At 71.3% G+C, this 23,163-nt stretch carries 16 protein-coding genes and 1 riboswitch; of the genes, 4 read left to right on the top strand and 12 right to left on the bottom strand.

Features of this window, described 5'->3' with window-relative positions; translation table 11 throughout:
* Positions 1-304: 304 nt before the first annotated feature.
* From Sm713_RS30140 to Sm713_RS30130, 3 genes are all read right to left on the bottom strand, one after another.
* Positions 305-1,096 (bottom strand): M23 family metallopeptidase, encoded by a 792-nt coding sequence (locus Sm713_RS30140; RefSeq protein WP_212913139.1) that lies wholly within the window; start codon positions 1,094-1,096, stop codon positions 305-307.
* Positions 1,097-1,108: 12 nt separating this feature from the next.
* Positions 1,109-1,265, bottom strand: a riboswitch (cyclic di-AMP (ydaO/yuaA leader).
* A 317-nt stretch (positions 1,266-1,582) separates the two neighbouring features.
* Positions 1,583-2,965, bottom strand: coding sequence for a pitrilysin family protein (locus tag Sm713_RS30135; RefSeq protein ID WP_212914949.1), 1,383 nt, complete (start codon positions 2,963-2,965; stop codon positions 1,583-1,585).
* Positions 2,966-2,997: 32 nt separating this feature from the next.
* On the bottom strand, positions 2,998-4,377 hold the full coding sequence (locus Sm713_RS30130) for a pitrilysin family protein (RefSeq protein ID WP_212913138.1): 1,380 nt from the start codon (positions 4,375-4,377) through the stop codon (positions 2,998-3,000).
* A gap of 243 nt (positions 4,378-4,620) precedes the next feature.
* On the opposite strand from Sm713_RS30130, the gene Sm713_RS30125 reads away from it, so the two are divergent.
* Entirely contained in the window at positions 4,621-7,071 is a 2,451-nt protein-coding gene (locus Sm713_RS30125; protein WP_212913137.1) for a DNA topoisomerase (ATP-hydrolyzing) subunit A, read from the top strand.
* Between the two features lie 271 nt (positions 7,072-7,342).
* Here Sm713_RS30125 and Sm713_RS30120 read toward each other — a convergent pair whose 3' ends face one another.
* Together Sm713_RS30120 and Sm713_RS30115 are read right to left on the bottom strand one after the other, a co-directional pair.
* A complete protein-coding gene (locus tag Sm713_RS30120) occupies positions 7,343-8,518 on the bottom strand; it encodes a GTP-binding protein (RefSeq protein WP_212913136.1) in 1,176 nt (391 codons plus the stop codon).
* A 105-nt stretch (positions 8,519-8,623) separates the two neighbouring features.
* Positions 8,624-9,820 (bottom strand): citrate synthase, encoded by a 1,197-nt coding sequence (locus tag Sm713_RS30115; protein WP_212913135.1) that lies wholly within the window; start codon positions 9,818-9,820, stop codon positions 8,624-8,626.
* A gap of 141 nt (positions 9,821-9,961) precedes the next feature.
* Between Sm713_RS30115 and Sm713_RS30110 the strand changes: the two genes are divergently transcribed.
* The gene (locus tag Sm713_RS30110) at positions 9,962-11,242 is read left to right on the top strand and encodes a citrate synthase family protein (RefSeq protein ID WP_212913134.1); all 1,281 of its coding nucleotides are present in this window, start codon (positions 9,962-9,964) and stop codon (positions 11,240-11,242) included.
* 218 nt (positions 11,243-11,460) lie between these two features.
* On the top strand, positions 11,461-13,137 hold the full coding sequence (locus Sm713_RS30105; RefSeq protein ID WP_212913133.1) for a sensor histidine kinase: 1,677 nt from the start codon (positions 11,461-11,463) through the stop codon (positions 13,135-13,137).
* 158 nt (positions 13,138-13,295) lie between these two features.
* Here Sm713_RS30105 and Sm713_RS30100 read toward each other — a convergent pair whose 3' ends face one another.
* The 4 genes from Sm713_RS30100 to Sm713_RS30085 form a co-directional block, all read right to left on the bottom strand.
* On the bottom strand, positions 13,296-13,991 hold the full coding sequence (locus Sm713_RS30100; protein ID WP_212913132.1) for a response regulator transcription factor: 696 nt from the start codon (positions 13,989-13,991) through the stop codon (positions 13,296-13,298).
* The gene (locus tag Sm713_RS30095; protein WP_212913131.1) at positions 13,988-15,139 is read right to left on the bottom strand and encodes a sensor histidine kinase; all 1,152 of its coding nucleotides are present in this window, start codon (positions 15,137-15,139) and stop codon (positions 13,988-13,990) included. Before Sm713_RS30095 ends, Sm713_RS30100 begins: the two co-directional genes overlap by 4 nt.
* Entirely contained in the window at positions 15,136-15,660 is a 525-nt protein-coding gene (locus Sm713_RS30090; protein WP_212913130.1) for a CcdC protein domain-containing protein, read from the bottom strand. The genes Sm713_RS30095 and Sm713_RS30090 overlap by 4 nt, the downstream gene beginning before the upstream one ends.
* A 389-nt stretch (positions 15,661-16,049) precedes the next feature.
* The gene (locus Sm713_RS30085) at positions 16,050-18,185 is read right to left on the bottom strand and encodes a type IIA DNA topoisomerase subunit B (protein WP_212913129.1); all 2,136 of its coding nucleotides are present in this window, start codon (positions 18,183-18,185) and stop codon (positions 16,050-16,052) included.
* A 438-nt stretch (positions 18,186-18,623) separates the two neighbouring features.
* On the opposite strand from Sm713_RS30085, the gene Sm713_RS30080 reads away from it, so the two are divergent.
* Positions 18,624-18,854 carry a hypothetical protein gene (locus Sm713_RS30080; protein ID WP_212913128.1) on the top strand — a complete coding sequence of 77 codons (231 nt, stop codon included), beginning with the start codon at positions 18,624-18,626 and terminating at the stop codon, positions 18,852-18,854.
* Between the two features lie 247 nt (positions 18,855-19,101).
* Here the strand turns inward: Sm713_RS30080 and Sm713_RS30075 are convergent, their stop codons facing one another.
* From Sm713_RS30075 to Sm713_RS30065, 3 genes are all read right to left on the bottom strand, one after another.
* Positions 19,102-19,932 carry a serine protease gene (locus Sm713_RS30075; RefSeq protein ID WP_212913127.1) on the bottom strand — a complete coding sequence of 277 codons (831 nt, stop codon included), beginning with the start codon at positions 19,930-19,932 and terminating at the stop codon, positions 19,102-19,104.
* Positions 19,933-20,145: 213 nt separating this feature from the next.
* The gene (locus tag Sm713_RS30070) at positions 20,146-21,711 is read right to left on the bottom strand and encodes an RNA polymerase sigma factor (RefSeq protein ID WP_212913126.1); all 1,566 of its coding nucleotides are present in this window, start codon (positions 21,709-21,711) and stop codon (positions 20,146-20,148) included.
* A 556-nt stretch (positions 21,712-22,267) separates the two neighbouring features.
* A complete protein-coding gene (locus Sm713_RS30065) occupies positions 22,268-23,158 on the bottom strand; it encodes a FadR/GntR family transcriptional regulator (RefSeq protein ID WP_212913125.1) in 891 nt (296 codons plus the stop codon).
* Positions 23,159-23,163 lie beyond the last annotated feature (5 nt).

Genomic DNA, 23,163 nt, shown 5'->3' with positions numbered 1-23,163 from the left:
TGATCCCGCGAAATCGCGGCCCGATGAAGCCTGCCCGCGACTCTATTGCAGGGAACCGCATTTACCGAAGGGGGCCGGAAATCCATGGATATTTTTTGGACTGCTGGACTGCTGGACTGCTGGACTGCTTGGGACCGCGCACCGGACACCGCTGGGTGCGGTGTCCGGTGGCCGAGTCCTCCGCGCCGGACGGTCGGGCATTCCCTTTTCGGCCGTTTCCTTCTTGGGGGTCAGACCCGGGGGCCGTCAGGCGCGTGAGTTCGCGGCGGGCCCGGCGCAGGGCCCGCGGACGGTGGACGTGGGATCAGACCTTGACGCCGTGGGAGCGGAGGTAGGCGACCGGGTCGATGTCGGAGCCGTAGTCCGGCGTGGTGCGGGCCTCGAAGTGCAGGTGGGGGCCCGTGGCGTTGCCGGTCGCCCCGGAGAGTGCGATCCGCTGCCCCGGGGCGACGCTCTGGCCGGCGGTGACGGCGATGGTGGAGAGGTGGCCGTACTGCGTGTACGTACCGTCGTGCATCCTGAGGACGATGTTGTTGCCGTAGGCGCCGCCCCAGCCGGCCTCGACGACGGTGCCCGTGCCCACGGCGTGCACGGGGGTGCCGGTCGCGGCGTGGAAGTCGATGCCCGTGTGGCTGCCGGACGACCACAGGGAGCCGCCCGTCCGGTAGCCGGTGGTGACGTACGAACCGATGATCGGGACGGTGTAGGCGACGCTCCTGCGCACGGCGGCACGGGCCGCCCGCATCTTGGCCGTGCGGCGCTTGACCGCACGGCGCTTGGCGGCCTCCGCCTTCCGCTTGGTCTCCACGGCCTTCCGTTCCGCCTTGAGCTCGGCGGTGCGGCGGGCGGCGGCCTCGTAGGCGGCATGCCGCTGGGCGGCCGCCTGGGCGCTGATCCGGTCGGCCGTCGCGGCGCCGGCCAGGACCCGGGTCAGACCGGCGCCCTCCGCCGGCCGCTGCGCGGCGGTTGCGGGTGTTGCGGTGAGGCCACCGATGACGCCGGTGGCGGCGAGTGCGGCGACGCCTGCCACGTACGCGGTGGAGCGTCCGAGGCGGCCGGTACGGCGGTGCTTCCCGGTAGTACGGGTGAACGCCATGAAGCGGCTGGTCCTTTCCCTCCTTCTCGCCTACCGGGTTAGCTGACGGGTTCGGAGCAGGAAGGTCTCCTACGGGCGCCCTCTCGGGAAGAGCGTCCGATTCACCCCGGGACATGTGGGTCCCCGGCTCCCCCGGCTCAGCCGCCGGGAGACTCGGCGATGGCTGTCCGGCACCGCGGGTGCGGCGCAGGTCCGACGGACAGCCGGACCGACGCTAAAGGGGACAACTCCAGACCAACAAACAGATCAACGCTTTTGTTGCGCATGCCACAGGGGCAGACCGGCCGACTTCCTGTCAATTCGAGCAGGGTACGGGTGAATTCGGGGCATTTGCCAGCCCCCGAGACGGGTGTGTGGTAAGCGCAGGGCGGTATGCAACGGGGCGAGGGCGGAGGGCGCCCCTCGGTTCGGGGCCGCCCGCAGGCGTACGGCAGGGCTCTCGGGCGCGAGCCCGTGGGGCCGTACGGCGCGGGCGGCCCTGCGACGTCAGCCGGAGACCACCGTGACCTCGCCGATCCCCAGTGCCCGCACGGGCTCCTCGATCCCCGAGGCGTCCCCGACGAGCACGGTCACGAGCCGGTCCACCGGGAACGCGCTGACGACGGCGGCCGTGGCCTCGACCGTCCCGGTGGCGGCGAACTGCTGGTACAGGTGGCCCTGGTAGTCGTCGGGGAGGTGCTGTTCCACCTGGTCGGCGAGCGTGCCGGCGACGGCGGCGGCGGTCTCGTACTTGAGCGGGGCCACCCCCACCAGGTTCTGCACGGCGACATCGCGCTCGTCGTCCGTGAGGCCGCCGGCGGTGAGGTCCCGCAGCACCTTCCACAGGTCGTCCAGGGCGGGGCCCGTGGAGGCCGTGTCGACCGAGCCGGAGATCGCCATCATGGCGGCGCCCGCGGATCCCTCGGGCGAGGACGGGGCGGACGAGCGCAGCACCTGGCTGAAGGCCCGCACGCCGTAGGTGTAGCCCTTCTCCTCGCGCAGCACGCGGTCGAGCCGGGAGGTGAGCGTGCCGCCCAGGCAGTAGGTGCCGAGCACCTGGGCGGGCCAGACGCGGTCGTGGCGGTCCGAGCCGATCCGGCCGATCAGCAGCTGCGTCTGCACCGCGCCCGGCCGGTCCACGATGACCACGCGGCCGCGGTCGTCCGCGGTGATCGGCGGCACCGGGCGGGAGGCGGCGGTGTCGCCGGTCCAGGCGCCCAGGGTGTCGGCCAGCACCGTGTCCAGGTCGGCGCCGGTGAGGTCGCCCACCACCACCGCGGTGGCCGTCGCCGGGCGCACGTGCTTCTCGTAGAAGGCGCGCACCGCCCCGGCGTCGATGGCGGCGACGGTCTCCTCGGAGCCCTGCCGGGGCCGCGACATGCGCGAGGTCGCCGGGAAGAGCTGCCGGGAGAGCTCCTTGGCGGCGCGGCGGGCGGGGTTCGCCATCTCGTGCGGAATCTCGTCCAGGCGGTTGCGCACCAGGCGCTCGATCTCGCTGTCGGCGAAGGCGGGCGCACGGAGGGCGTCGGCGAGCAGGCCGAGCCCCTTGGGCAGCCGGGAGGCGGGCACCTCCAGGGAGATCCGCACCCCCGGGTGGTCGGCGTGGGCGTCCAGGGTGGCTCCGCAGCGCTCCAGCTCGGCGGCGAAGTCCTCCGCGGAGTACTTGTCGGTGCCCTCGGAGAAGGCCCGGGCCATGATGGTGGCGACGCCGTCGAGGCCCTCGGGCTCCGCGTCCAGCGGGCTGTCGAGCAGTACCTCCACGGCGACAACCTGCTGGCCGGGGCGGTGGCAGTGCAGCACGGTCAGGCCGTTGGCGAGCGAGCCGCGCTCGGGGGTGGGGAACGCCCAGGGCCTGGCGTCGCCGGGCTGGGGCTGGGGGTGGAAGTCCATCGTCGTCCCCTGTTCTGACGTCGCGGCCTCGGTCACTTCGCCGCCTCCTCGTCCTGGTCGGTGCTGCCGGCGGCGTCCGCTGTGCCGGCGTCCTCGGCGTCCGCGGCCTCTTCGGTGGGCTCGTAGACGAGCACCGCGCGGTTGTCGGGGTGCAGCTGGGCCCTGGCGGCCTCCTGGACCTCCTCGGCCGTGACCTCAAGGGCACGCTTGACGGCCGTCAGGGCGAGCTGGGGGTCGCCGAAGAGCACCGCGTACCGGCAGAGTTCGTCGGCTCGGCCCGCGACCGTCCCGAGGCGGTCCAGCCACTCGCGCTCCAACAGCGCCTGCGCGCGCTCCATTTCGCCGGGCGTGGGGCCCTCCTCCGCGAACCGCGCCAGCTCCTCGTCGACGGCGGCCTCGATGACGGGGATCTCGACGTCGCCGGAGGCCTTCACGTCCAGCCAGCCGAGCGAGGGCGCCCCGGCGAGCCGCAGCAGCCCGAATCCGGCGGCCACGGCGGTGCGGTCGCGGCGGACGAGGCGGTTGTAGAGCCGGGAGGACTCGCCGCCGCCGAGGACGGTGAGGGCGAGGTCGGCGGCGTCGCACGCGCGCGTGCCGTCCTCCGGGAGGCGGTAGGCGGCCATCAGGGCGCGCGCCGGGACCTCCTCCTCGACGACCTCGCGCAGCTGCCGGCCGATGGTCTCGGGCAGGGAGCCGTCCCGCGGAGCGGGCTTGCCGTCGTACATGGGGATGCTGCCGAAGTACTTCTCCACCCAGCCCAGCGTCTGCACGGGGTCGATGTCGCCGACGACGGACAGGACGGCGTTGTTGGGCGCGTAGTAGGTGCGGAAGAACTGCTGGGCGTCTTCCAGGGTGGCCGCGTCCAGGTCGGCCATCGAGCCGATCGGCGTGTGGTGGTACGGGTGGCCGTCCGGGTAGGCGAGGGCGGTCAGCTTCTCGAAGGCGGTGCCGTAGGGGACGTTGTCGTAGCGCTGGCGGCGCTCGTTCTTGACGACGTCGCGCTGGTTGTCCAGGGAGTCCTGGTCGAGCGCGGCGAGCAGCGAGCCCATGCGGTCGGCCTCCAGCCACAGTGCCAGCTCGAGCTGGTGGGTCGGCATGGTCTCGAAGTAGTTGGTGCGCTCGAAGCTGGTGGTGCCGTTCAGGGAGCCGCCCGCGCCCTGCACCAGCTCGAAGTGGCCGTTGCCCCGGACCTGCTTCGAGCCCTGGAACATCAGGTGCTCGAAGAGGTGCGCCAGTCCCGTGCGGCCGCGTACCTCGTGGCGGGAGCCGACGTCGTACCAGAGGCAGACCGCCGCGACCGGGGTCAGGTGGTCCTCGGAGAGCACCACGCGCAGGCCGTTGGCCAGGCGGTGCTCAGTCGCTGTCAGGCCGCCGGAGCCGGCCTGCGCTGTGGCCGTGTGACCCATGGGCATGTACGTCCCTTCGATCGCGAAAAGCTGTGAAAACCCCCTGCGGGGTGTCGGGCGCCGGGCGCCGGTCCGCCCACTGTATGCAAGCGTGCTGACACCTCGCGAAGTTCCCGCTCCGCCGGTGTCGCGGCGGGGCCCGGCCGGGTCACGGTCCGCGTTGTCGGCGGGGCGGTCCACAATGGAGCCCGTCAGACCCCCGTAACGTCCCGGCAGTACCGGCAGTATCCGTGAAGGAGCCGCGCAGCGATGGCCCGCCGCAGCACGAAGACCCCGCCGCCCGACGACCCGTTCGAGGAGCGGATCCTCGACATCGACGTCGTCGACGAGATGAAGGGCTCCTACCTCGAATACGCGTACTCGGTCATCTACTCCCGGGCGCTGCCGGACGCGCGTGACGGCATGAAGCCCGTCCACCGCCGCATCGTCTACCAGATGAACGAGATGGGCCTGCGCCCCGACCGCAGCTACGTGAAGTGCGCCCGTGTCGTCGGCGAGGTGATGGGAAAGCTGCATCCGCACGGAGACGCGTCGATCTACGACGCGCTGGTGCGGATGGCCCAGCCGTTCAGCATGCGGCTCCCGCTGGTCGACGGGCACGGCAACTTCGGCTCGCTGGGCAACGACGACCCGCCCGCCGCCATGCGGTACACCGAGTGCCGGATGGCGGACGCCACCTCCCTGATGACCGAGTCGATCGACGAGGACACGGTCGACTTCAGCCCGAACTACGACGGCCAGGAGCAGGAGCCCGAGGTCCTCCCGGCCGCCTACCCGAATCTCCTGGTGAACGGCGCCCAGGGAATCGCCGTCGGCATGGCGACGAACATGCCCCCGCACAACCTCCGCGAGGTCGTCGCGGCGGCCCGCCACCTGATCAGGCACCCGGGCGCCGACCTGGACACGCTGATGAAGTACATCCCGGGCCCGGACCTGCCCACCGGCGGCCGGATCGTCGGCCTCTCCGGCATCCGGGACGCCTACGAGTCGGGCCGCGGCACCTTCAAGATCAGGGCGACGGTCTCCGTGGAGACCGTCACCGCCCGCCGCAAGGGCCTGGTCGTGACCGAGCTGCCCTTCACGGTCGGCCCGGAGAAGGTGATCTCGAAGATCAAGGACCTGGTCGGCACGAAGAGGCTGCAGGGCATCGCGGACGTCAAGGACCTCACGGACCGCGAGCACGGGCTCCGCCTGGTGATCGAGATCAAGAACGGCTTCGTCCCGGAGGCCGTCCTGGAGCAGCTCTACAAGTTGACCCCCATGGAGGAGTCCTTCGGGATCAACAACGTCGCCCTGGTCGACGGACAGCCCCTGACACTGGGCCTCAAGGAGCTGCTGGAGGTCTACCTCGACCACCGCTTCAACGTGGTCCGCCGCCGCAGCGAGTTCCGGCGCGGCAAGCGGCGCGACCGGCTCCACCTGGTCGAGGGACTCCTCGTCGCGCTGGTGGACATCGACGAGGTCATCCGCCTCATCCGATCCAGTGACAACTCCGCCGAGGCGAAGCAGCGGCTGATGGACCGCTTCTCCCTGAGCGAGATCCAGACCCAGTACATCCTGGACACCCCGCTGCGCCGTCTGACCAGGTTCGACCGCATCGAGCTGGAGTCGGAGCGCGACCGCCTGAGGGCCGAGATCGAGGAGCTCACCCGCATCCTGGACTCCGACGCGGAGCTGCGGAAGCTGGTGTCGGCCGAACTGTCCACGGTGGCCAAGAAGTTCGGTACCGACCGGCGCACGGTCCTGCTGGAGTCCGTGGACACCCCGGCGGTCGCCGTGCCGCTCCAGGTGGCGGACGACCCGTGCCATGTCCTCTTGTCGTCCACCGGCCTGCTGGCGCGTACGGCGACGGGCCAGACCTTCGTCCCGGAGGGCGGCAAGCGCGCGAAGCACGACGTGATCATCTCCGCCGTGCAGGGGACGGCCCGCGGAGAGGTGGGCGCCGTCACGTCCACCGGGCGGCTGCTGAGACTTTCGGTGATCGATCTGCCGCAGCTTCCGGAGTCGGCGTCCACGCTGTCGGGTGGGGCGCCGATCGCGGAGTTCCTCTCCCTGGAGGCGGACGAGGAACTGATCTGCCTGACGACCCTCGACGAGTCCTCGCAGGGCCTCGCTCTCGGCACCGCGCAGGGCGTCGTCAAGCGCGTGGTGCCCGACTACCCGGTGAACAAGGAGGAGCTGGAGGTCATCACCCTGCGCGACGGCGACCGCATCGTGGGCGCGATCGAGCTGCGCACCGGCGAGGAGGACCTGGTCTTCATCGCCGACGACGCGCAGCTGCTGCGCTTCCCGGCCTCCCAGGTGCGTCCGCAGGGGCGGCCGGCGGGCGGCATGGCCGGCATCAAGCTCACGGAGGGCGCGAAGGTGATCTCCTTCACGGCCGTGGAGCCGTCGGTGGACGCGGTGGTGTTCACGGTCGCCGGCTCGCGCGGCACGCTCGACGACTCGGTCCAGACGACCGCGAAGCTCACCCCGTTCGACCAGTACCCGCGCAAGGGGCGTGCCACGGGCGGGGTCCGCTGCCAGCGGTTCCTGAAGGGCGAGGACTGCCTGAGCCTGGCGTGGGCGGGCCCCACGCCCGCCCGGGCCGCGCAGCGGAACGGCACGCCGGTCGAGCTCCCGGAGCCCGACCCTCGGCGCGACGGCTCCGGCGTGTCGTTGCAGAAGACGGTTGCGGTGGTGGCAGGGCCGCTCTCCTGAGGCGGTGAAGGCGAACGCCCGGCCCGGTGCACCGGCCGGGCGTGACCTTCTGTGGCCTGTCCATGGTTGTGGCCTCTCCACGGTGTGGCCTCTCCACGGTGTGGCCTCTCCACGGTGTGGCCTCTCCACGGTGTGGGCCCGTCTCCTGTGGCCTGTCCCTCCTGTGGCCAGTCAGGCGTGTGGCCTGTCCCTCCTGAGCCCCGTTCCTTCCGCGGAGGGCTCCCCTGGCCCGGTGGTGCCGGTCGCCCTCTTCGACGGCGCCGGCCCCTTCCTAAGGGACGTCTCCGGGGTCCGCGGGCCCGGCCGCCACGCCCTCGTCCTCGCTGTGACGCACATAGCGGAGGACGCCCCACATGCTGTGCTCGTCGGGCGGCTCCTCGGCGGCGGACACGGTGATACGGCAGGCGGCCAGCCCTTCGAGGAGGGCGTCGCCGTCGATGGCCGAGCCGATGAGCACCAGGCGGGTGAACCGCCCGCCGCCGACGCCCCAGTTCTCGGACGGCAGGGGAAGCGACGCCCACGGTTCCGAGGCCCAGGAACCCGGCATCGGTGGTTCGGGTTCGTGCGGCACGCTGGACCAGGGCTCGGGCGAGAACCGCAGGAAGCGGCCGACGGCGTGCACCTCGTAGCGGTTCACGGGGTCGGCGGCGCCGAAGTCGACATATCCCTTTATGCGGTAGAGGCCCTTGGGGCGGCTGTCGAGGAACTCCATGGTCCTGCGGGGGTCCATCGGCGTGCCGGAGACGAAGGAGACGCTGTCGTACGCCAGGTGCAGGTGTTCGTGGTCGGCATGCCCCTCGTGGGCGCGCAGGTCGTCGAAGGAGAGCTGCCCGACGCGCTCGGCCACCGCCTTGCGGTCGAAGAGGAGGTCGGGGTCGATCCGCCCGTAGGAGGCGCAGACCACGGCCGCACGGCCGGCCAGCCCGCGCACGACGCCCAGGGTCCGCTTCCTGGCCGCCTCGTCCACCCGGTCCGTCTTGTTGAGCACCACCAGGTCGGCGATGCCCAGGTGGCGCGCGATCTCGGGGTGCCGCTCCCTGGTGGCGCCGAACTCCGCGGCGTCCACCACCTCCACGAGACCTCCGTAGACCACCCGGGGGTTCTCGCTGGCGAGCACCATCCGCACGAGTTCCTGGGGCTCGGCGAGGCCGCTCGCCTCGATGATGATCACGTCGATACCGGTGGCCGGCCGGGTCAGCCGGTCCAGGTAGGCGTCCAGCTCGCTGACGTCGACCGCGCAGCACAGGCAGCCGTTGCCGAGCGACACGGTGGAGTCCCCGAGCTGCCCGGCCACGGCCATGGCGTCGACCTCGATCGCCCCGAAGTCGTTGACCACTGCTCCGATGCGGCTGCCTCTGCTGCTGTGCAGCAGGTGGTTGAGGAGAGTGGTCTTGCCGGAGCCAAGAAAGCCCGCGAGCACGACGACAGGGATCTGCTGGTCAGTCACGTGCGGCCTCACTCATGCGCTCGCTACGAAGCTGGGGGTGCGATACGGCCCCAGGATACGAGCGCCGCCCGCGGCGGTGTGAACGTCGGGCCTGGAGGTTCTACTTCACGCCACCGGCGCGGGGGCCTTCGGCACGGGGACCGGGGGCACCGGCCCGACGTACCTGGCCGCGGGCCGGATGATCTTCGAATCCCCGGCCTGTTCCAGGATGTTGGCGCTCCATCCGACGACGCGGGCGGCGGCGAAGGTCGGTGTGAACATCTCCCGCGGCAGGCCGCACAGTTCCATGACCACGCCCGCGTAGAACTCCACGTTGGTGTGCAGGTCCCGACCCGGTTTGAGCTCGGCGAGAACGGCCTCCACACCCCGCTCCACCTCGATGGCGAAGTCAACGAGAGGCCCGCCGAGCTCCTCGGCCAGGCCCCTCAGCATCCGCGACCGCGGGTCCTCCGTGCGGTAGACGGGGTGCCCGAATCCCATGATCCGGTCCCCCGCGAGCACCCGGGCACGGACCCAGGCATCGATGCGGTCGGGGGTTCCTATGGCGTCGAGTGTGTCCAGTGCGCGACTGGGCGCCCCGCCGTGCAGCGGTCCGGACAGAGCACCCACGGCGCCGGCCATACACGCCGCCACATCGGCGCCGGTGGATGCGATGACACGTGCCGTGAACGTTGACGCGTTGAACCCGTGGTCAATGGTGGAAATCAAGTATTGCTCGATGGCACGCGCCCGCAGGGGCTCCGGCTCGCTGCCCGTCACCATGTGCAGGTAGTTGGCCGCATACGGCAGGTCGGTGCGCGGCTCGACCGGTTCGAGACCCTGGCCGAGCCGGTACAGCGCCGCGAGCAGGGTGGGGACGGCCGCGCATGCGGCGAGCGCGTCCGCACGGCGCTGCTCGTCGTCGATGTCGTAGACGGGCCGGAAGCCCTGTGCGGCACCGAAGAGGGAGAGCGCCGTGCGCAGGCCGGCCAGCGGCCCGGACCGGGTGCCGGCCGCGGCGATGGCGGGAAGCGCGGCGGCGACGTCCTCGGGCAGCCGGCGCAGCTCCGCGGTCCGGCGAATGAAGGCGGCCCGCTTGGCGGCGTCGGGCAGTTCGCCGTGTGCCATCAGGTGCCACACGTCCTCGAACCCGCGGGTCCGCGCGAGCTCGACGGCCGAGTACTGCCGGTAGTGGTAGAAGCCTTCGCGGCCCCGCACGTCGCCGATCGCCGTCTCGGTGACGACGACTCCCGCGAGTCCGCGGGGTACGTCGACGGGGGCGGTGGCCCCGTTCGTCGGCTTGGTGGGAGTAGTAGGCGGCATCGGGGGTCTCCTTCTTGCGTCCTCTTGCGTCCCCAGTGGTCTTGACTAGACGATCCATGTTTGACTGCGATACTGTCAACATTGATTGAATCAACTTGAATCAATATGAAGACGTTGACTTCCCCGGATACGGTGACGCCCATGACAGATCAAGACCCCGCGCCCACCCCTCACCGGCGGATCAGCACCAAGGAGGCCGCCGAACTCCTCGGCGTGAAGCCGGAGACGGTGTACGCGTATGTCAGCCGGGGCCAGTTGGGGAGTCGCCGCGGGCAGGGCGGCCGAGGCAGCACTTTTGACGCAAAAGAGGTGGAGGCGCTGGCCCGCCGCCACAGCAGGGAGCGCCAGCCGGCGCGCAGCCGTGGTGAGCTCTCCGTCCGCACCCACATCACGCTGATCGACGGGGACCGGTACTACTTCCGCGGCGTCGACGCCGTCGAGCTGGCCACGCGGCACTCCTACGAGGAGGTCGCGGAGTGGCTGTGGACCGGCGACCTGCGGCCGGGGGCACGGTTCTCGGCCCCCGAGGCCGCCACGGCCGTGGCCCGGCGAGCGGTCCGCGCCCTGCCGTCGACCAGTGGTCCCACGGACCGGTTGCGGGTCGCCGCGGTGGCCGCCGCGGCTGCCGACCCGCTCCGCTTCGACCTCTCGCAGCAGGCGGTCCTGGGCACCGCGCGCACCCTCGTCCCGACGCTGGTCGCGGCCCTCCCACCAGTGGCGCAGGGCCATCGCGACGAGGGATCGTCGCTGGCCCGGGGGCTGTGGGCGCGACTGACCGGTAGGCCCGTCGACGAGACGGCACTGCGCGTCCTCGACACGGCCCTCGCGCTCCTCGTGGACCATGACCTGGCCGTCTCGACGCTCGCCGTCCGCCTCGCCGCGTCGGCACGCGCGCACGTCTATGCGGCCCTCTCAGCGGGCCTCGGCGTTCTGGAAGGGCCCCTTCACGGGGCGGCGAGCGGGCTGGCCCACCGGATGCTGCTGGAGGTGCTGGACCAGGGCAGTGCCGCCCCGGTGGTGGCCGAGGAGCTGCGCGCGGGGCGCGCTGTCCCCGGGCTCGGGCACCGGCTCTACCCGGGCGAGGACCCGCGTGCACGGGCGTTGTTCGCGCTCCTGGCGGACGTCCCCGGCGCCGCCCCGGCACTCGCCGCAGCCCGGGACGTCGTGGCCACCGCGGCCCGGCACACACCCCTGCATGCCAACGCCGACCTGGCCCTGGCCGTCCTGACCGTCTCCACCGGTATGCCGGCCGGCGCGGGCGAGACGATCTTCGCCGTGGCGCGGAGCGCGGGCTGGATCGCCCACGCCCTGGAGGAGTACGCGGAAACCCCGCTCCGGATGCGCCCCAGCGGCCTGTACACGGGCCCTCGCCCCCCGCAGCCTCTCCCGGCCCCCGCCGATGCGGCTCACCCGGAGGCATAGAGCACGGGCGGCCGGCGCCGGGGCGCGATCACCCGCACGAGGTACATGCGAGCGGCCTCGCCGTTCACCCGTGCGTGGACGGCGGGCTGTCCCAGAGCGCGCGGCGCCCCGGTGACGCCCCGTTCCCGTGACCTGCCAGGAGTGCGCTCGCTCCGCGCGGACCGACCCTGTCGCACGGGTCTATGGCCCACGTGCCCCGCCGCCTACCGTTCCTACGCATGAGCACCACCCGTACGGCTCGGCTACTGCGGCTCGGACTGCCCCGCCGCGTCTTCTCGCAGGTGCTGCTGATGCAGCTCGCGATCGCGGCCGGGGTCACCGTCCTGGCCACGGGCCTCTTCCTCGCGCCGCTCGGCCACCAGCTGGACGACCAGGCGATGCGCCGGGCCCTCGCCATCGCGCAGACGACCGCCACCCAACCGGGCCTGGTCAAGGACCTCCAGACCAGCAACCCCACGGTCGACGGCCCCGTGCAGCGGCGCGCGGAGCGTGTCCGCCGGGCCAGCGACGCCGAGTATGTGGTGATCATGAACACGGAGGGGGTCCGCTGGTCCCACACGGACGTCGACCAGATCGGCAAGGTCGTCTCGACCGATCCGAGCGTGCCGCTCTCCGGCAGGGAGATCATGCAGATCGACAGCGGCACCCTGGGGCGCTCGGCGCGCGGCAAGGTCCCGCTGCGCGACGCGCACGGCACCGTCGTGGGCGCGGTCTCCGTGGGTATCAAGTACGACAGCGTGCGGGCCCGGCTGATCCACGCGATCCCCGGTCTGCTGGCCTATGCCGGAGGCGCGCTGGCCGCCGGTGCCGCGGCGGCGTTCCTGATCTCCTGGTGGGTGCAGCGCCGCACCCGTGACCTCGCCTTCTCCGACATCGCCGCGCTGCTGGCGGAGCGCGAGGCGATGCTGCACGGCTTCCGGGAAGGCGTTGTGGCCCTCGACCGAGGCGGCCGGATCCGCCTGCTCAACGACGAGGCCCAACGCCTCCTCGGCATCGGCCCGGACGCCGTCGGGCAGCCCCTGGACGAGGCGCTGGGCCCGGGCCGCACCACCGATGTCCTGGCCGGCCGCGTCACCGGCAAGGACCTGCTCACCGTGCGCGGCCATCGGGTGCTGGTCGCCAACCGGATGCCCACCGACGGCCGCGGCGCCGTCGCCACCCTGCGCGACCGCACCGAGCTGGAGCAGCTCGGCCGCGAACTCGACTCCACCCATGGGCTGATCGATGCCCTGCGCGCCCAGGACCACGAGCACGCCAACCGTATGCACACCCTGCTCGGCCTGCTGGAACTCGGGATGTACGACGACGCCCTCGCGTTCATAGGCGAGGTGGCGGGCAGTCACCGGGTCACGGCCGAGCAGATCACCACCCGGGTCCGGGACCCGCTGCTCGCCGCGCTGCTGGTCGGCAAGGCCACGGTGGCCGCGGAACGCGGGGTGGCCCTGGCCCTGTCGACCGGCACCGCCGTGCCGGACCGGCTCGTCGACGCCCGGGGGCTGGTCACCATCGTCGGCAACCTCGTCGACAACGCCCTCGACGCCACCGCGGGCACCCCCGACGCACGCGTGGCGATCGAACTCCGCGCGGAGGGCCGCACCGTCGTCCTCCGCGTCGGCGACAGCGGCCCGGGCATCCCTCCCGACGAGCGGGACCGGGTCTTCGAGGAGGGCTGGTCGACCAAGCGCGCCTCCGGACACGGCAAACGGGGCATCGGCCTCGCACTGGTCCGCAGGCTCGCCGAACGGCAGGGCGGCACGGCCACGGTCGGAGAAGATCCCAGCGGTGGAGCGGAGTTCACCGTCGTCCTCCCCGAGGCCCTCACCGGACCCGAGCAGGCCGACCCCATACCGGCCGAACACGAGGCGGCCCCGGCCGACGACATCGGCACGCGGTGAGCGGCACCCACCACGAGCCGCCCGACATGGCGGGAACAGGACCCCTCGGCACGCCGAGCCCACAGCACGCCCGGCCCTGGACACGCCCGAGCGCGCCACAATCCTGGCCTGCTCCGCCGATCCGCCCCCTGCCCAGTGCCCCGCTCTCACCCCATCACTCACTTCCCGTCAGCTGCCGGCCTCGGGGGCGGTGCCAAGCCGTACGTGTAGGCGTACCGCACAGCCCCTGCGCGGTCCTTGAGACCCGTCTTGGCGAAGAGGTTGTTGATGTGCGTCTTCACCGTGGCGGTGGAGACGTGCAGGCGGCGGGCGATCTCCTGGTTGGTCAGTCCTTCCGCGATCAGCGTCAGCACCTCGGTCTCGCGTGCGGTCAGGCCGTCCGGAGACCCCGCCGAGGGCGGAGGCGGCTCGGGCTGGGAGAGCTTCTCCAGCAACCTGCGCTGGATGGCCGGTGAGAGACCCGCGTCACCGGAGAGGACGCTGTGCACGGCCCGCACGATCTCGTCGCCCCCGGCGTCCTTGGTGAGGTAGCCACGAGCGCCGGCCTTGAGCGCGGGGAAGAGCGATTCGTCGTCGACATAGGTGGTGAGCACCACCACCTCCGTCCGGGGGTACTCGCTCCTGATCCGCCTCGTCGCCTCGACGCCGTCGCAGCGGGGCATGCGCAAGTCCATCAGCACGACGTCCGGCGCGAGCTCCCCGACGAGCTTCACCGCCTCGAGCCCATCCCCTGCCGCTCCGACCACCTCGATGCCCGGCAACAGTCCCAGCAGCATCACGATCCCCTCGCGCACAACCGTCTGATCGTCGGCCACGATCACCCGCGCCGTCGCCCCGGTGTCTTCGGCCGTCATGCAGGCACCTTCAAGGTCACCGCGAACCCCTCCTCGTACGGCCCTGCCGCCAGCGTGCCGCCGAGCAGTTCCGCGCGCTCCTTCATCCCCCGCAGACCGTATCCGCCACCGGAGCCCGCCAGTTCGCCCGGCGTGCCGCCGGAGTCCTTCACGTCCAGCGTGATGTCATCCTCGCCGTACTCGAGGCGGACCATGACCTTGGCACCCGGGGCGTGCTTGCGCGCGTTGGTCAGGGCTTCCTGGGCCACCCGCCGTACCGCCTGGGAGGCCTCCGCCGGCAGCGGTCTGCTGTCCCCGCTGACGGTGACCTCGGCCGCCGCGGTCGTGGACACCAGCTCCCGCAGGTAGTCCTCCAGCGGTGATATCTCGCCGCGGAGTGCGGAGAGCGCCTGCCTCGTCTCCGCCAGGCCGTCCCGCGCCATCCGCCTGGCACCGACCACCCGCTCGAGTATCTGCTCGTGCGGGGCGCCGCGCTCGACGAGCAGGCGGGCCGCCTCCAGGTGGACCAGCTGCGCCGAAAGGCTGTGGGCCAGCACATCGTGGATCTCCCGCGCGATACGGGCACGCTCGGCCAGGGCGGCCGACTCGCCCTCGGCCTTCCGCGCCGCCCGCTCCTGCGCGAGGAGCCGCTGCGCACTCCCCCTGGCCTCGGAGTCCAGGCGCAGCGCGTAGCCGGCGAGGAGCAGCCCGAGGGCGGTGATCACATTGGTCGTGGCGGTGTCGTTGTTGTCGAGGAAGAAGCCGGTAAGAGCCCCAGCGGACACGGGCAGGGCGGCGACCAGCGGCGTCCGCTCCACGACGGTGATGACGCATCCGCACCACAGAACGACTGCGGCGACGCGGAACCCGGTCTGCTCCGCCACGAGCGCCAGGCCTCCCAGCAGGACGAACAGCCCCATCGACGGCCAGAGCCGGTGGGCCAGAGTCATCCGGAAGACACCCCAGGCCGTCACCCCGCAGCAGCAGATGCCGACCAGCACCAGGGCCGTCTGCCAGCCGCTCAGGTCTCGGTGGGCCATGCTGCTCCACGCCAGGACGCCCAGGACCACCGCTCTCGTCACCACGCCCAGCCAGAGCCGCAGCGGGGTGAGGCCCACTCGGGAGAGGGCCTCCCGGGAGGGCCACGTGGTCCAGGCGTTCACGATCACACGGGGTCCTTCCACGACGCGGCACGCACGCCGTCACCGTACGACGTGGCCCGACCGAGGGTGCCGTTCATGAGCCCCGCTCGCCAGGCCAGCAGCCCGGAGCGCACCAGCAGCGAGGCGGCGAGCGCGAGCAGCAGGGCACCGCTCCCCTGGTGTATGCCCATCGCGACGCCCACGCCGGCGAGGGCCAGGCGAACGGCTATGCCGATGACCCAGACGGCCACGGTCGCCTTCGTGCCCCGCACCCATACGGAGCCGTCGGGCTCGGTCCAGATGCGGCTGGTCCAGGCCCAGGCGGCGCCCATCAGGATGCCGATCAGCAGCTCGGCGGCGAGGAGCAGCGCGGCCGCGGCCTGGTGCCGGGGATCCAGGAGGCCGGGCTCGCGCACGGCGAGGTAGATCAGCACCGCGGGGACCAGCCACCAGCGCCTGCCGCCGGTGGCCCGCTGGGGCCTGACCTGGCGCACCACGATCAGGGCGACGACGGCGAGGGCTGCCACAACATCGACGAGCGTGGACATCAGGGCCTCCGTGAGCGAACGACGAGGACGGTCGGCCGCGGGCGCCGTCCGCGCAGGAACGCACCGAGCAGCCGCCGAAGCCGGGCAACGACGTCGACACTACGGAAAAGGCCTGGTCAAGAGATCGGAGCGGAGGTGGAACCCAGGTGGATCCTGAACTCCACCCAAGGGTGGAGCGTGCTCGTGCCGCCCGCACGAGGCACTACCCCGGGGCCTCGTGCCGCCCGCACGAGGCACCACCCCGGGGCCTCGTGCCGGCGGCCCGAGCCGAAGCCGCCGAACAGAGCCGCACGCGCCGGAACCGCCGGAGACAGCGCCCCGGCCCCGCGGAGCCGCCACCGGGAACCGGCCGGACCGACAGACCCGGCGCCCCTGCGCGCGCGGGCGCCTCAGGCGTCGATGCGCGAGCGGTCCAGCGTCGCCGCGGAACCGCTGATGAACTCCTTGCGGGGTGCCACCTCGTTGCCCATGAGCAGGTCGAAGACCTGCTCGGCGGAGTCCAGGTCCGCGATGTTGATCCGGCGCAGGGTCCGGTGACGGGGGTCCATCGTGGTCTCCGCGAGCTGGTCCGCGTCCATCTCGCCGAGGCCCTTGTAGCGCTGGATGGAGTCCTTGTAGCGCACCCCTCGCCGCTGGAGGTCGAGCAGGGACTCGCGCAGTTCGCGGTCGGAGTACGTGTAGAGGTACTTGTCCTGGCCCTTCTTCGGCTGGACGAGCTCGATGCGGTGCAGGGGCGGCACGGCGGCGAAGACGCGGCCGGCCTCCACCATGGGCCGCATGTAGCGCTGGAACAGCGTCAGCAGCAGGCAGCGGATGTGCGCGCCGTCCACATCGGCGTCGACCAGCAGGATGATCTTTCCGTAGCGGGCGGCGTCGATGTCGAAGGTCCGGCCGGACCCCGCTCCTATGACCTGGATGATCGAACCGCACTCGACGTTCTTGAGCATGTCCGAGACGGACGACTTCTGGACATTGAGGATCTTGCCGCGGATCGGCAGCAGGGCCTGGAACTCGGAGTTCCTGGCCAGCTTGGCGGTGCCGAGCGCCGAGTCGCCCTCCACGATGAACAGCTCGCTGCGCTCGACGTCGTCGCTGCGGCAGTCGGCCAGTTTCGCCGGCAGCGAGGACGACTCCAGGGCGGTCTTCCGCCGCTGTGCCTCCTTGTGCTGCCGGGCGGCGATGCGGGTGCGGGCCGCCGCGACGGTCTTGTCGAGGACTGAGCGCGCCTGTGCCTTGGCGTCGCGCTTGGTGGACGACAGGAAGGCCTTGAGCTCCTTGGCGACGACGTTCGCCACGATCCGGTTGGCCGCGGACGTGCCGAGCACCTCCTTGGTCTGGCCCTCGAACTGCGGCTCCGCCAAGCGCACCGTGACGACCGCCGTGAGCCCCTCCAGGGCGTCGTCCTTGATGATGTCGTCCTCGGCGACACGCAGCAGCTTCTGGGTTCGCAGGGCCTCGTTCACCGTCCGTGTGACGGAGCGCTCGAAACCGGACAGGTGGGTGCCGCCCTTGGGGGTGGCGATGATGTTCACGAACGACCGGACGGTGGTGTCGTAACCGGTGCCCCAACGCAGGGCGATGTCGACACCGAGATCGCGGGTGACCTCGGTCGGGGTCATCTGCCCGCGGTCGTCCAGGACCGGAACGGTCTCCTTGAAGGTTCCCTGGCCGGTCAGGCGCAGCACGTCGCAGACCGGCTTGTCCGTCGCCAGGTACTCGCAGAACTCGCTGATGCCGCCGTCGAAGCGGAAGGACTCCTCGCCCTTGCTGTCGCCGTCGCCCAGGCCGTACTCGTCGCGTACGACGATCGTCAGGCCGGGCACCAGGAAGGCCGTCTGCCGGGCGCGCTGGTGGAGGGTGTCCAGGGAGAGCTTGGCGTCCTTGAGGAAGATCTGCCGGTCGGCCCAGTACCGCACGCGGGTGCCGGAGCGCGTCTTGGGGATCTTCTTGGTCTTGCGGAGGCCGCTTCCCGGCTCGAACGATGCGTCCTGGCCGTCCTTGGCGAAGGCACCGGGCACACCGCGCCGGAAGCTGATCTCGTGGGTGCGCCCGCCGCGGTCGACCTCCACGTCCAGCCGGGCGGACAGGGCGTTCACCACGGAGGCGCCCACGCCGTGCAGGCCGCCCGAGGCGGCGTAGGAGCCACCGCCGAACTTGCCGCCCGCGTGCAGCTTGGTCATCACGACCTCGATGCCCGACAGGCCGGTCTTGGGCTCGACGTCCACGGGGATGCCGCGACCGTTGTCGCTGACCTCCACGGAGCCGTCGTCGTGCAGGACGACCTCGATGTGGTCGCAGTACCCGCCCAGGGCCTCGTCGACGGAGTTGTCGATGATCTCCCAGAGGCAGTGCATCAGGCCGCGGCTGTCCGTCGAGCCGATGTACATGCCCGGCCGCTTCCGGACCGCTTCGAGCCCTTCGAGGACGAGCAGGTGCCGCGCGGTGTAGTTGGAACTGTCCCTGTCCAGGATGCCGCCTGCTCCGGTCAGCAGCGCTGTGGACGGCACGGACGTCTCGGCGGTCACGCGGTTCGCTCCTCGCTGAATTTCTGTTGGTCCCTGATGGAACGGTGGGTTGGCTTCGGTTGCCGATCTGAGGGTACCGAGGCCTGGTAGAGCCGTTGTAACGCCACCCACGCTCTCGCTTACAGTAGCCCAAGGGTCGCATATCAGTTCGATCCCTCGAGGGCGTGACGTGTACATCACGTTCCCTTCGAGGCATGAACCATTTAGGCTCCGGGCACGTCCTCATGAACACCGGCAAGCCAGCCGGGAGGATTGAACCCACAGAGAAGTGCGAACCCGTAAGACGCAAAGAAACGCAATACGGCACATTCGCCGCCAACCGCCAGCAGACAGCCACCGCGGAGAGAAATCTTCGAGGAAATGCCACGAGCGGGAACGTTTGGGGCTGGTTGGATGTTGACCTGGTACGACAGCTCGTCGAGCTAGAGAAGAGGCGACGTGACTACTGTTCTGACCCCCGCGAGCCCGCTGACGGCCGCCGACCGCTGCGACCGCTGCGGAGCCCAGGCCTACCTGCGCGTTGTCCTGACAAGCGGCGGTGAACTGCTCTTCTGCGCCCACCACGGCCGCAAGTTCGAGCCGGAACTGAAGAAGATCGCCGCTGAGATACAGGACGAGTCGGAGCGGCTGACGGCCGCTCCGGCGTCAGCCGAAGACGAAGAGCGCTGACCACATCGCATCGACGACGAGCAGCCCGGCATGGCCGGTGATGGGCGGCCACCCTTGGGTCACCAGGGGTGGCCGTTCATTTCGCCTGTTGGGCCGGCTCTGCTCACGCGATCGGACCCGTTTCTCAGCAGCGCCCTGAGCGCTCCACCCAGCGCCTCAGGGTGCACCGACTCACCGACGGTGGCACACCACCGGGTCACCCCCGGGCCACCGTCGCGCTGTGTCTCCGCCCCCTCGGCACCCCGCGCTATCCGGTGGTGCCTGTGTCCTTGAGGACCCGCGAGAGCCGCGTGTAGACACCGGGCCGCCCCGCGTGCCCGCAACCGCTGCCCCAGGAGACCAGCCCTATCAGCCGCCCCTGGGCGACCAGCGGTCCTCCGCTGTCCCCCTGGCAGGCGTCACGGCCCCCGTCGGGCTCTCCCGCGCAGAGCATGGACCCGGCGGCGTAGGTAGCCCCCGTGGTGCCCGGGTAGGCCGCCTCACACGCGCTGTCGGGCAGTACCTGGACCTCTGACGCCAGGAGGCCGTCCGAGAGCTGCCTGGCGCCCGTGGTGTCCCCCCAGCCGTACACGGTGGCCCTGGTGCCCGCCTCGTAGGCGCTGTCGCCTTCAGGAGCCGTAGGGAGCACGGAGCGTTCGGGGAGCGGTTCCGAGAGGGTGAGGGTGGCCACATCCGCGGCGTTCGTACCGCTGTCGTACTGCGAGTCGACGACAGATCCTCGTACCTGGATCTCCCGACCCTCGCTCGTGGTCATGTCCTCACGGCCCACTATGACCTTCAGATCGTGTACGTCACCCAGCGGTACGCCGAGCGTCTCCACGCCGAGGCAGTGGGCGGCCGTCAGGACCGTCGAGGGCGCGATGAGCGCTCCACCGCAGAACTGCCCGGAGCGTGTGCCGCCGAACCGGTCCCGGCTCGCCAGGGCCACCACCCAGGGCACCTCGGCGACGCCGACCGGAGAGCCGCCCACCACGGCACCGCCGGCCCGCGCGGCGGCCGGGGAAGCGGTGGGCAGGACCACCGTCGCGGTGGCCAGGGCGGAGGCTGCGGCCGATATTCCCAGGGTGCGTCGACGCATGCGCGCTCTCCTCACTCGGCGTGTCTGGTGCACGCACCCAGCGTTACTCGGGAGCGGAGGGCGCGCATCCGTACAGACGCCGGCGGCCCGCTTCCCAGGGAAGGGAGCGGGCCGCCGGTGGGGTCTGCCACGCGCGGTGAGGTGTCCCGCGCGGATGCTGCGCAGCCCCCGGAACCTCGTCGTAGGACGGGCTTCCGGGAGCGCTTCCAGCCTCTAGTCGAGGTAGTCGCGCAGCACCTGCGAGCGGGACGGGTGACGCAGTTTCGACATGGTCTTGGACTCGATCTGCCGGATGCGCTCACGGGTGACGCCGTACACCTTGCCGATCTCGTCGAGGGTCTTCGGCTGACCGTCGGTGAGACCGAACCGCATGGAGACGACGCCCGCCTCGCGCTCGGAGAGCGTGTCGAGCACGGAGTGCAGCTGCTCCTGGAGGAGGGTGAAGCTCACCGCGTCCGCCGGGACGACCGCCTCGGAGTCCTCGATCAGGTCGCCGAACTCGCTGTCGCCGTCCTCACCGAGGGGGGTGTGCAGGGAGATCGGCTCACGACCGTACTTCTGGACCTCGATGACCTTCTCGGGGGTCATGTCGAGCTCCTTGGCGAGCTCCTCCGGGGTGGGCTCCCGGCCGAGGTCCTGGAGCATCTGGCGCTGCACCCTGGCGAGCTTGTTGATGACCTCGACCATGTGCACCGGGATGCGGATGGTGCGGGCCTGGTCGGCCATGGCGCGGGTGATCGCCTGGCGGATCCACCAGGTGGCGTAGGTGGAGAACTTGTAACCCTTGGTGTAGTCGAACTTCTCCACCGCACGGATGAGGCCGAGGTTGCCTTCCTGGATGAGGTCCAGGAAGAGCATGCCGCGGCCGGTGTACCGCTTGGCGAGCGAGACCACGAGGCGGAGGTTGGCCTCGAGGAGGTGGTTCTTGGCGCGCCGGCCGTCCTCGGCGATGATCTCCAGCTCGCGCTTGAGCTTGGGGGCGAGCTTGTCGGCGTTGGCGAGCTTGTCCTCCGCGAAGAGGCCGGCCTCGATGCGCTTGGCGAGCTCCACCTCCTGCTCGGCGTTGAGGAGGGGGACCTTGCCGATCTGCTTCAGGTAGTCCTTGACCGGGTCCGCGGTGGCTCCGGCTGCGGCGACCTGCTGGGCGGGGGCGTCGTCCTCGTCCTCGTCCGAGAGCACGAAGCCCTGGGTGCCGTCCTCGGCAGGCTCCTCGGCACCGGGCTTGCCGGCGCCGGGGGCTTCCTCGACGACGGTCTCCTCTTCGAGGACCTCCTCGGCGTCCTTCTTGGCGGTGGTCTTCTTCGCCGGCGCCTTCTTGGCGGTGGCCTTCTTGGCGGCGGTCTTCTTGACCGCCGCCTTCTTGGCCGCCGCCTTCCTGGCGGGTGCTGCTTCTTCTGCGGGCGCGTCGACGACCGGCACCTCCGCAACCGGGGCCGGGGCCGCGGCAGCGGTGGTCTTCTTGACGGTCGCCGTCTTGGCCGCCACAGTCCTGGTGGCGGTGCGCTTGACGGGACTCTTCGCTGCGACGCTCTTCCGGGTCCGCTTGGGCTCCGCGGCACTGACCATCAGCGTCACACCCTCTTCCTCGAGGATCTGGTTGAGGCTGCGCAGTACGTTCTTCCACTGAGTGGCCGGAATCTGGTCAGCTTCGAAGGCCCGACGCACGTCATCGCCGGCGATCTGCCCCTCAGCCTTTCCCCGCTCGATGAGCGCCATGACAGAGACGGACTCGGCGATCTCCGGCGGGAGCGTACGGGATGTGCTGGCCGACACGAACAACCTCTCGGAACGTTGGAAAACGGCTTCCGACCCCGTCCGCTGAGGGACTGGAGCCGACGACCGCCGGCTTGGGAGTGGGCCGACGGCGCGGGCGGGCCGGGGAGATGGACAGCGCCGCCTTTGGCCGCTGTATTCCCTCCTCGACTGCCACCTCTTAGGTCATCGCACAGCCCGGAGGAGCGTTACGCCCAATCCGCGTGGCCCGAGTCACACCACGTAAGCGCACAAAAATGTACAAATGCATCCCGAGCGCGCCCGAAGGGGGGCCCGTTGGGCCGTATGGGGGGCATGCGGGATCGGTGGGCGCCGCCCGGGTGCGGGGCGCGGGAGGCCGCGGAGGGGGCCCGCCACGGAGGCCGGGCCCGGGCGCCGTCCCGCAGCGTCGGACGGGCGGGCGCGTCGCCGGACCCGCGCCGGTTCCAGGTCAGGTTCCGGCACAGGCCCGGCCTACGCGTGCCGCGTCGGGGTGGCGGACGGGCACGGCGGGTCCGAGGTCGCGCTGTAGGGCGCAGGGGTCACGCCGCATGGCCCGTCCTGCTGTGGCGTCGCACGGGCCTCAGTGCTCGCGGGGAGCCGGGACGACGCGCTCCACCTCCGGGTGGACGGTGAGCAGTTGACGCATGGCCGACTCCGCGGCCGCGCCGTCGCCGGAGGCGAGGGACTCGGCGATCCGGGCGTGCAGCCCGAGGGACGTCTCGTTCGGGCGGTCGCAGCCCGTGACGGGGCCGCCGGACACCTGGAGGGCGGCCGAGACGATCCCCGACAGGTGCTCCAGCATGCGGTTGCCGGCGACCTGGATGAGCAGGGAGTGGAACTCCGCGTCCGCGCGGGAGAAGGTGATCGTGTCCGCCTGGGCCAGGGCGTGGCCCATGATCTCGACCATGTCGCCGAGCCGCTGCTGGACGTCCTCCCTGCCGTGACCCGCGGCGAGTCGGGCGGCCAGGGGCTCGATGGTCCAGCGCAGCTCGCTGAGCTCGCGCCGCTGGTCGTCCCGCTGCGGTCCGAAGGCCCGCCACTCGATGATGTCAGGGTCCAGGAGGTTCCAGTCGCTCACGGGGCGGACGCGCGTGCCGACGTTGGGGCGGGCGCTGACCAGGCCCTTGGCTTCGAGGACGCGCAGCGACTCACGGACGACGGTGCGGGAGACCTCGAAGCGGTGGCCGATCTCCTCGGGCACGAGGGGGCGGTCGGCGCCCAGGTCGCCGGAGACGATCATCTGGCCGAGCTGCTGGACGAGTTGGCCGTGCAGTCCCCGGCCGCGGCTGCCCGCGGCCCGTCGCCCCACACGGCCCAGTTCGGGCTCCGTGCCCTCCCAGGCGGTCGCGCCGCTCACGCGCTCGCCTCCCGGGGCTTCTGCGTAGGGGTAGCTGTCGAGTTCGCCCGGTCCGACGAAGCCGGAGTCCGAGGAGCGGGCGGTGGTCATCATGGTGTGCGCAAGGGTACTCACGGATC

Source organism: Streptomyces sp. TS71-3, assembly GCF_018327685.1.
Lineage (GTDB): Bacteria > Actinomycetota > Actinomycetes > Streptomycetales > Streptomycetaceae > Streptomyces.
The sequence above is the reverse complement of the archived record's forward strand: the minus strand, read 5'-3'. Positions and strand labels throughout refer to the sequence as shown.

Excerpts from the sequence above, each read along its gene's own strand:
- Sm713_RS30140 (WP_212913139.1), bottom strand. The coding sequence starts at position 1,096 with ATGGCGTTCACCCGTACTACCGGGAAGCACCGCCGTACCGGCCGCCTC.
- Sm713_RS30135 (WP_212914949.1), bottom strand. The coding sequence starts at position 2,965 with ATGGACTTCCACCCCCAGCCCCAGCCCGGCGACGCCAGGCCCTGGGCG.
- Sm713_RS30130 (WP_212913138.1), bottom strand. The coding sequence starts at position 4,377 with ATGCCCATGGGTCACACGGCCACAGCGCAGGCCGGCTCCGGCGGCCTG.
- Sm713_RS30125 (WP_212913137.1), top strand. The coding sequence starts at position 4,621 with ATGGCCCGCCGCAGCACGAAGACCCCGCCGCCCGACGACCCGTTCGAG.
- Sm713_RS30115 (WP_212913135.1), bottom strand. The coding sequence starts at position 9,820 with ATGCCGCCTACTACTCCCACCAAGCCGACGAACGGGGCCACCGCCCCC.
- Sm713_RS30110 (WP_212913134.1), top strand. The coding sequence starts at position 9,962 with ATGACAGATCAAGACCCCGCGCCCACCCCTCACCGGCGGATCAGCACC.
- Sm713_RS30105 (WP_212913133.1), top strand. The coding sequence starts at position 11,461 with ATGAGCACCACCCGTACGGCTCGGCTACTGCGGCTCGGACTGCCCCGC.
- Sm713_RS30100 (WP_212913132.1), bottom strand. The coding sequence starts at position 13,991 with ATGACGGCCGAAGACACCGGGGCGACGGCGCGGGTGATCGTGGCCGAC.
- Sm713_RS30090 (WP_212913130.1), bottom strand. The coding sequence starts at position 15,660 with ATGTCCACGCTCGTCGATGTTGTGGCAGCCCTCGCCGTCGTCGCCCTG.
- Sm713_RS30075 (WP_212913127.1), bottom strand. The coding sequence starts at position 19,932 with ATGCGTCGACGCACCCTGGGAATATCGGCCGCAGCCTCCGCCCTGGCC.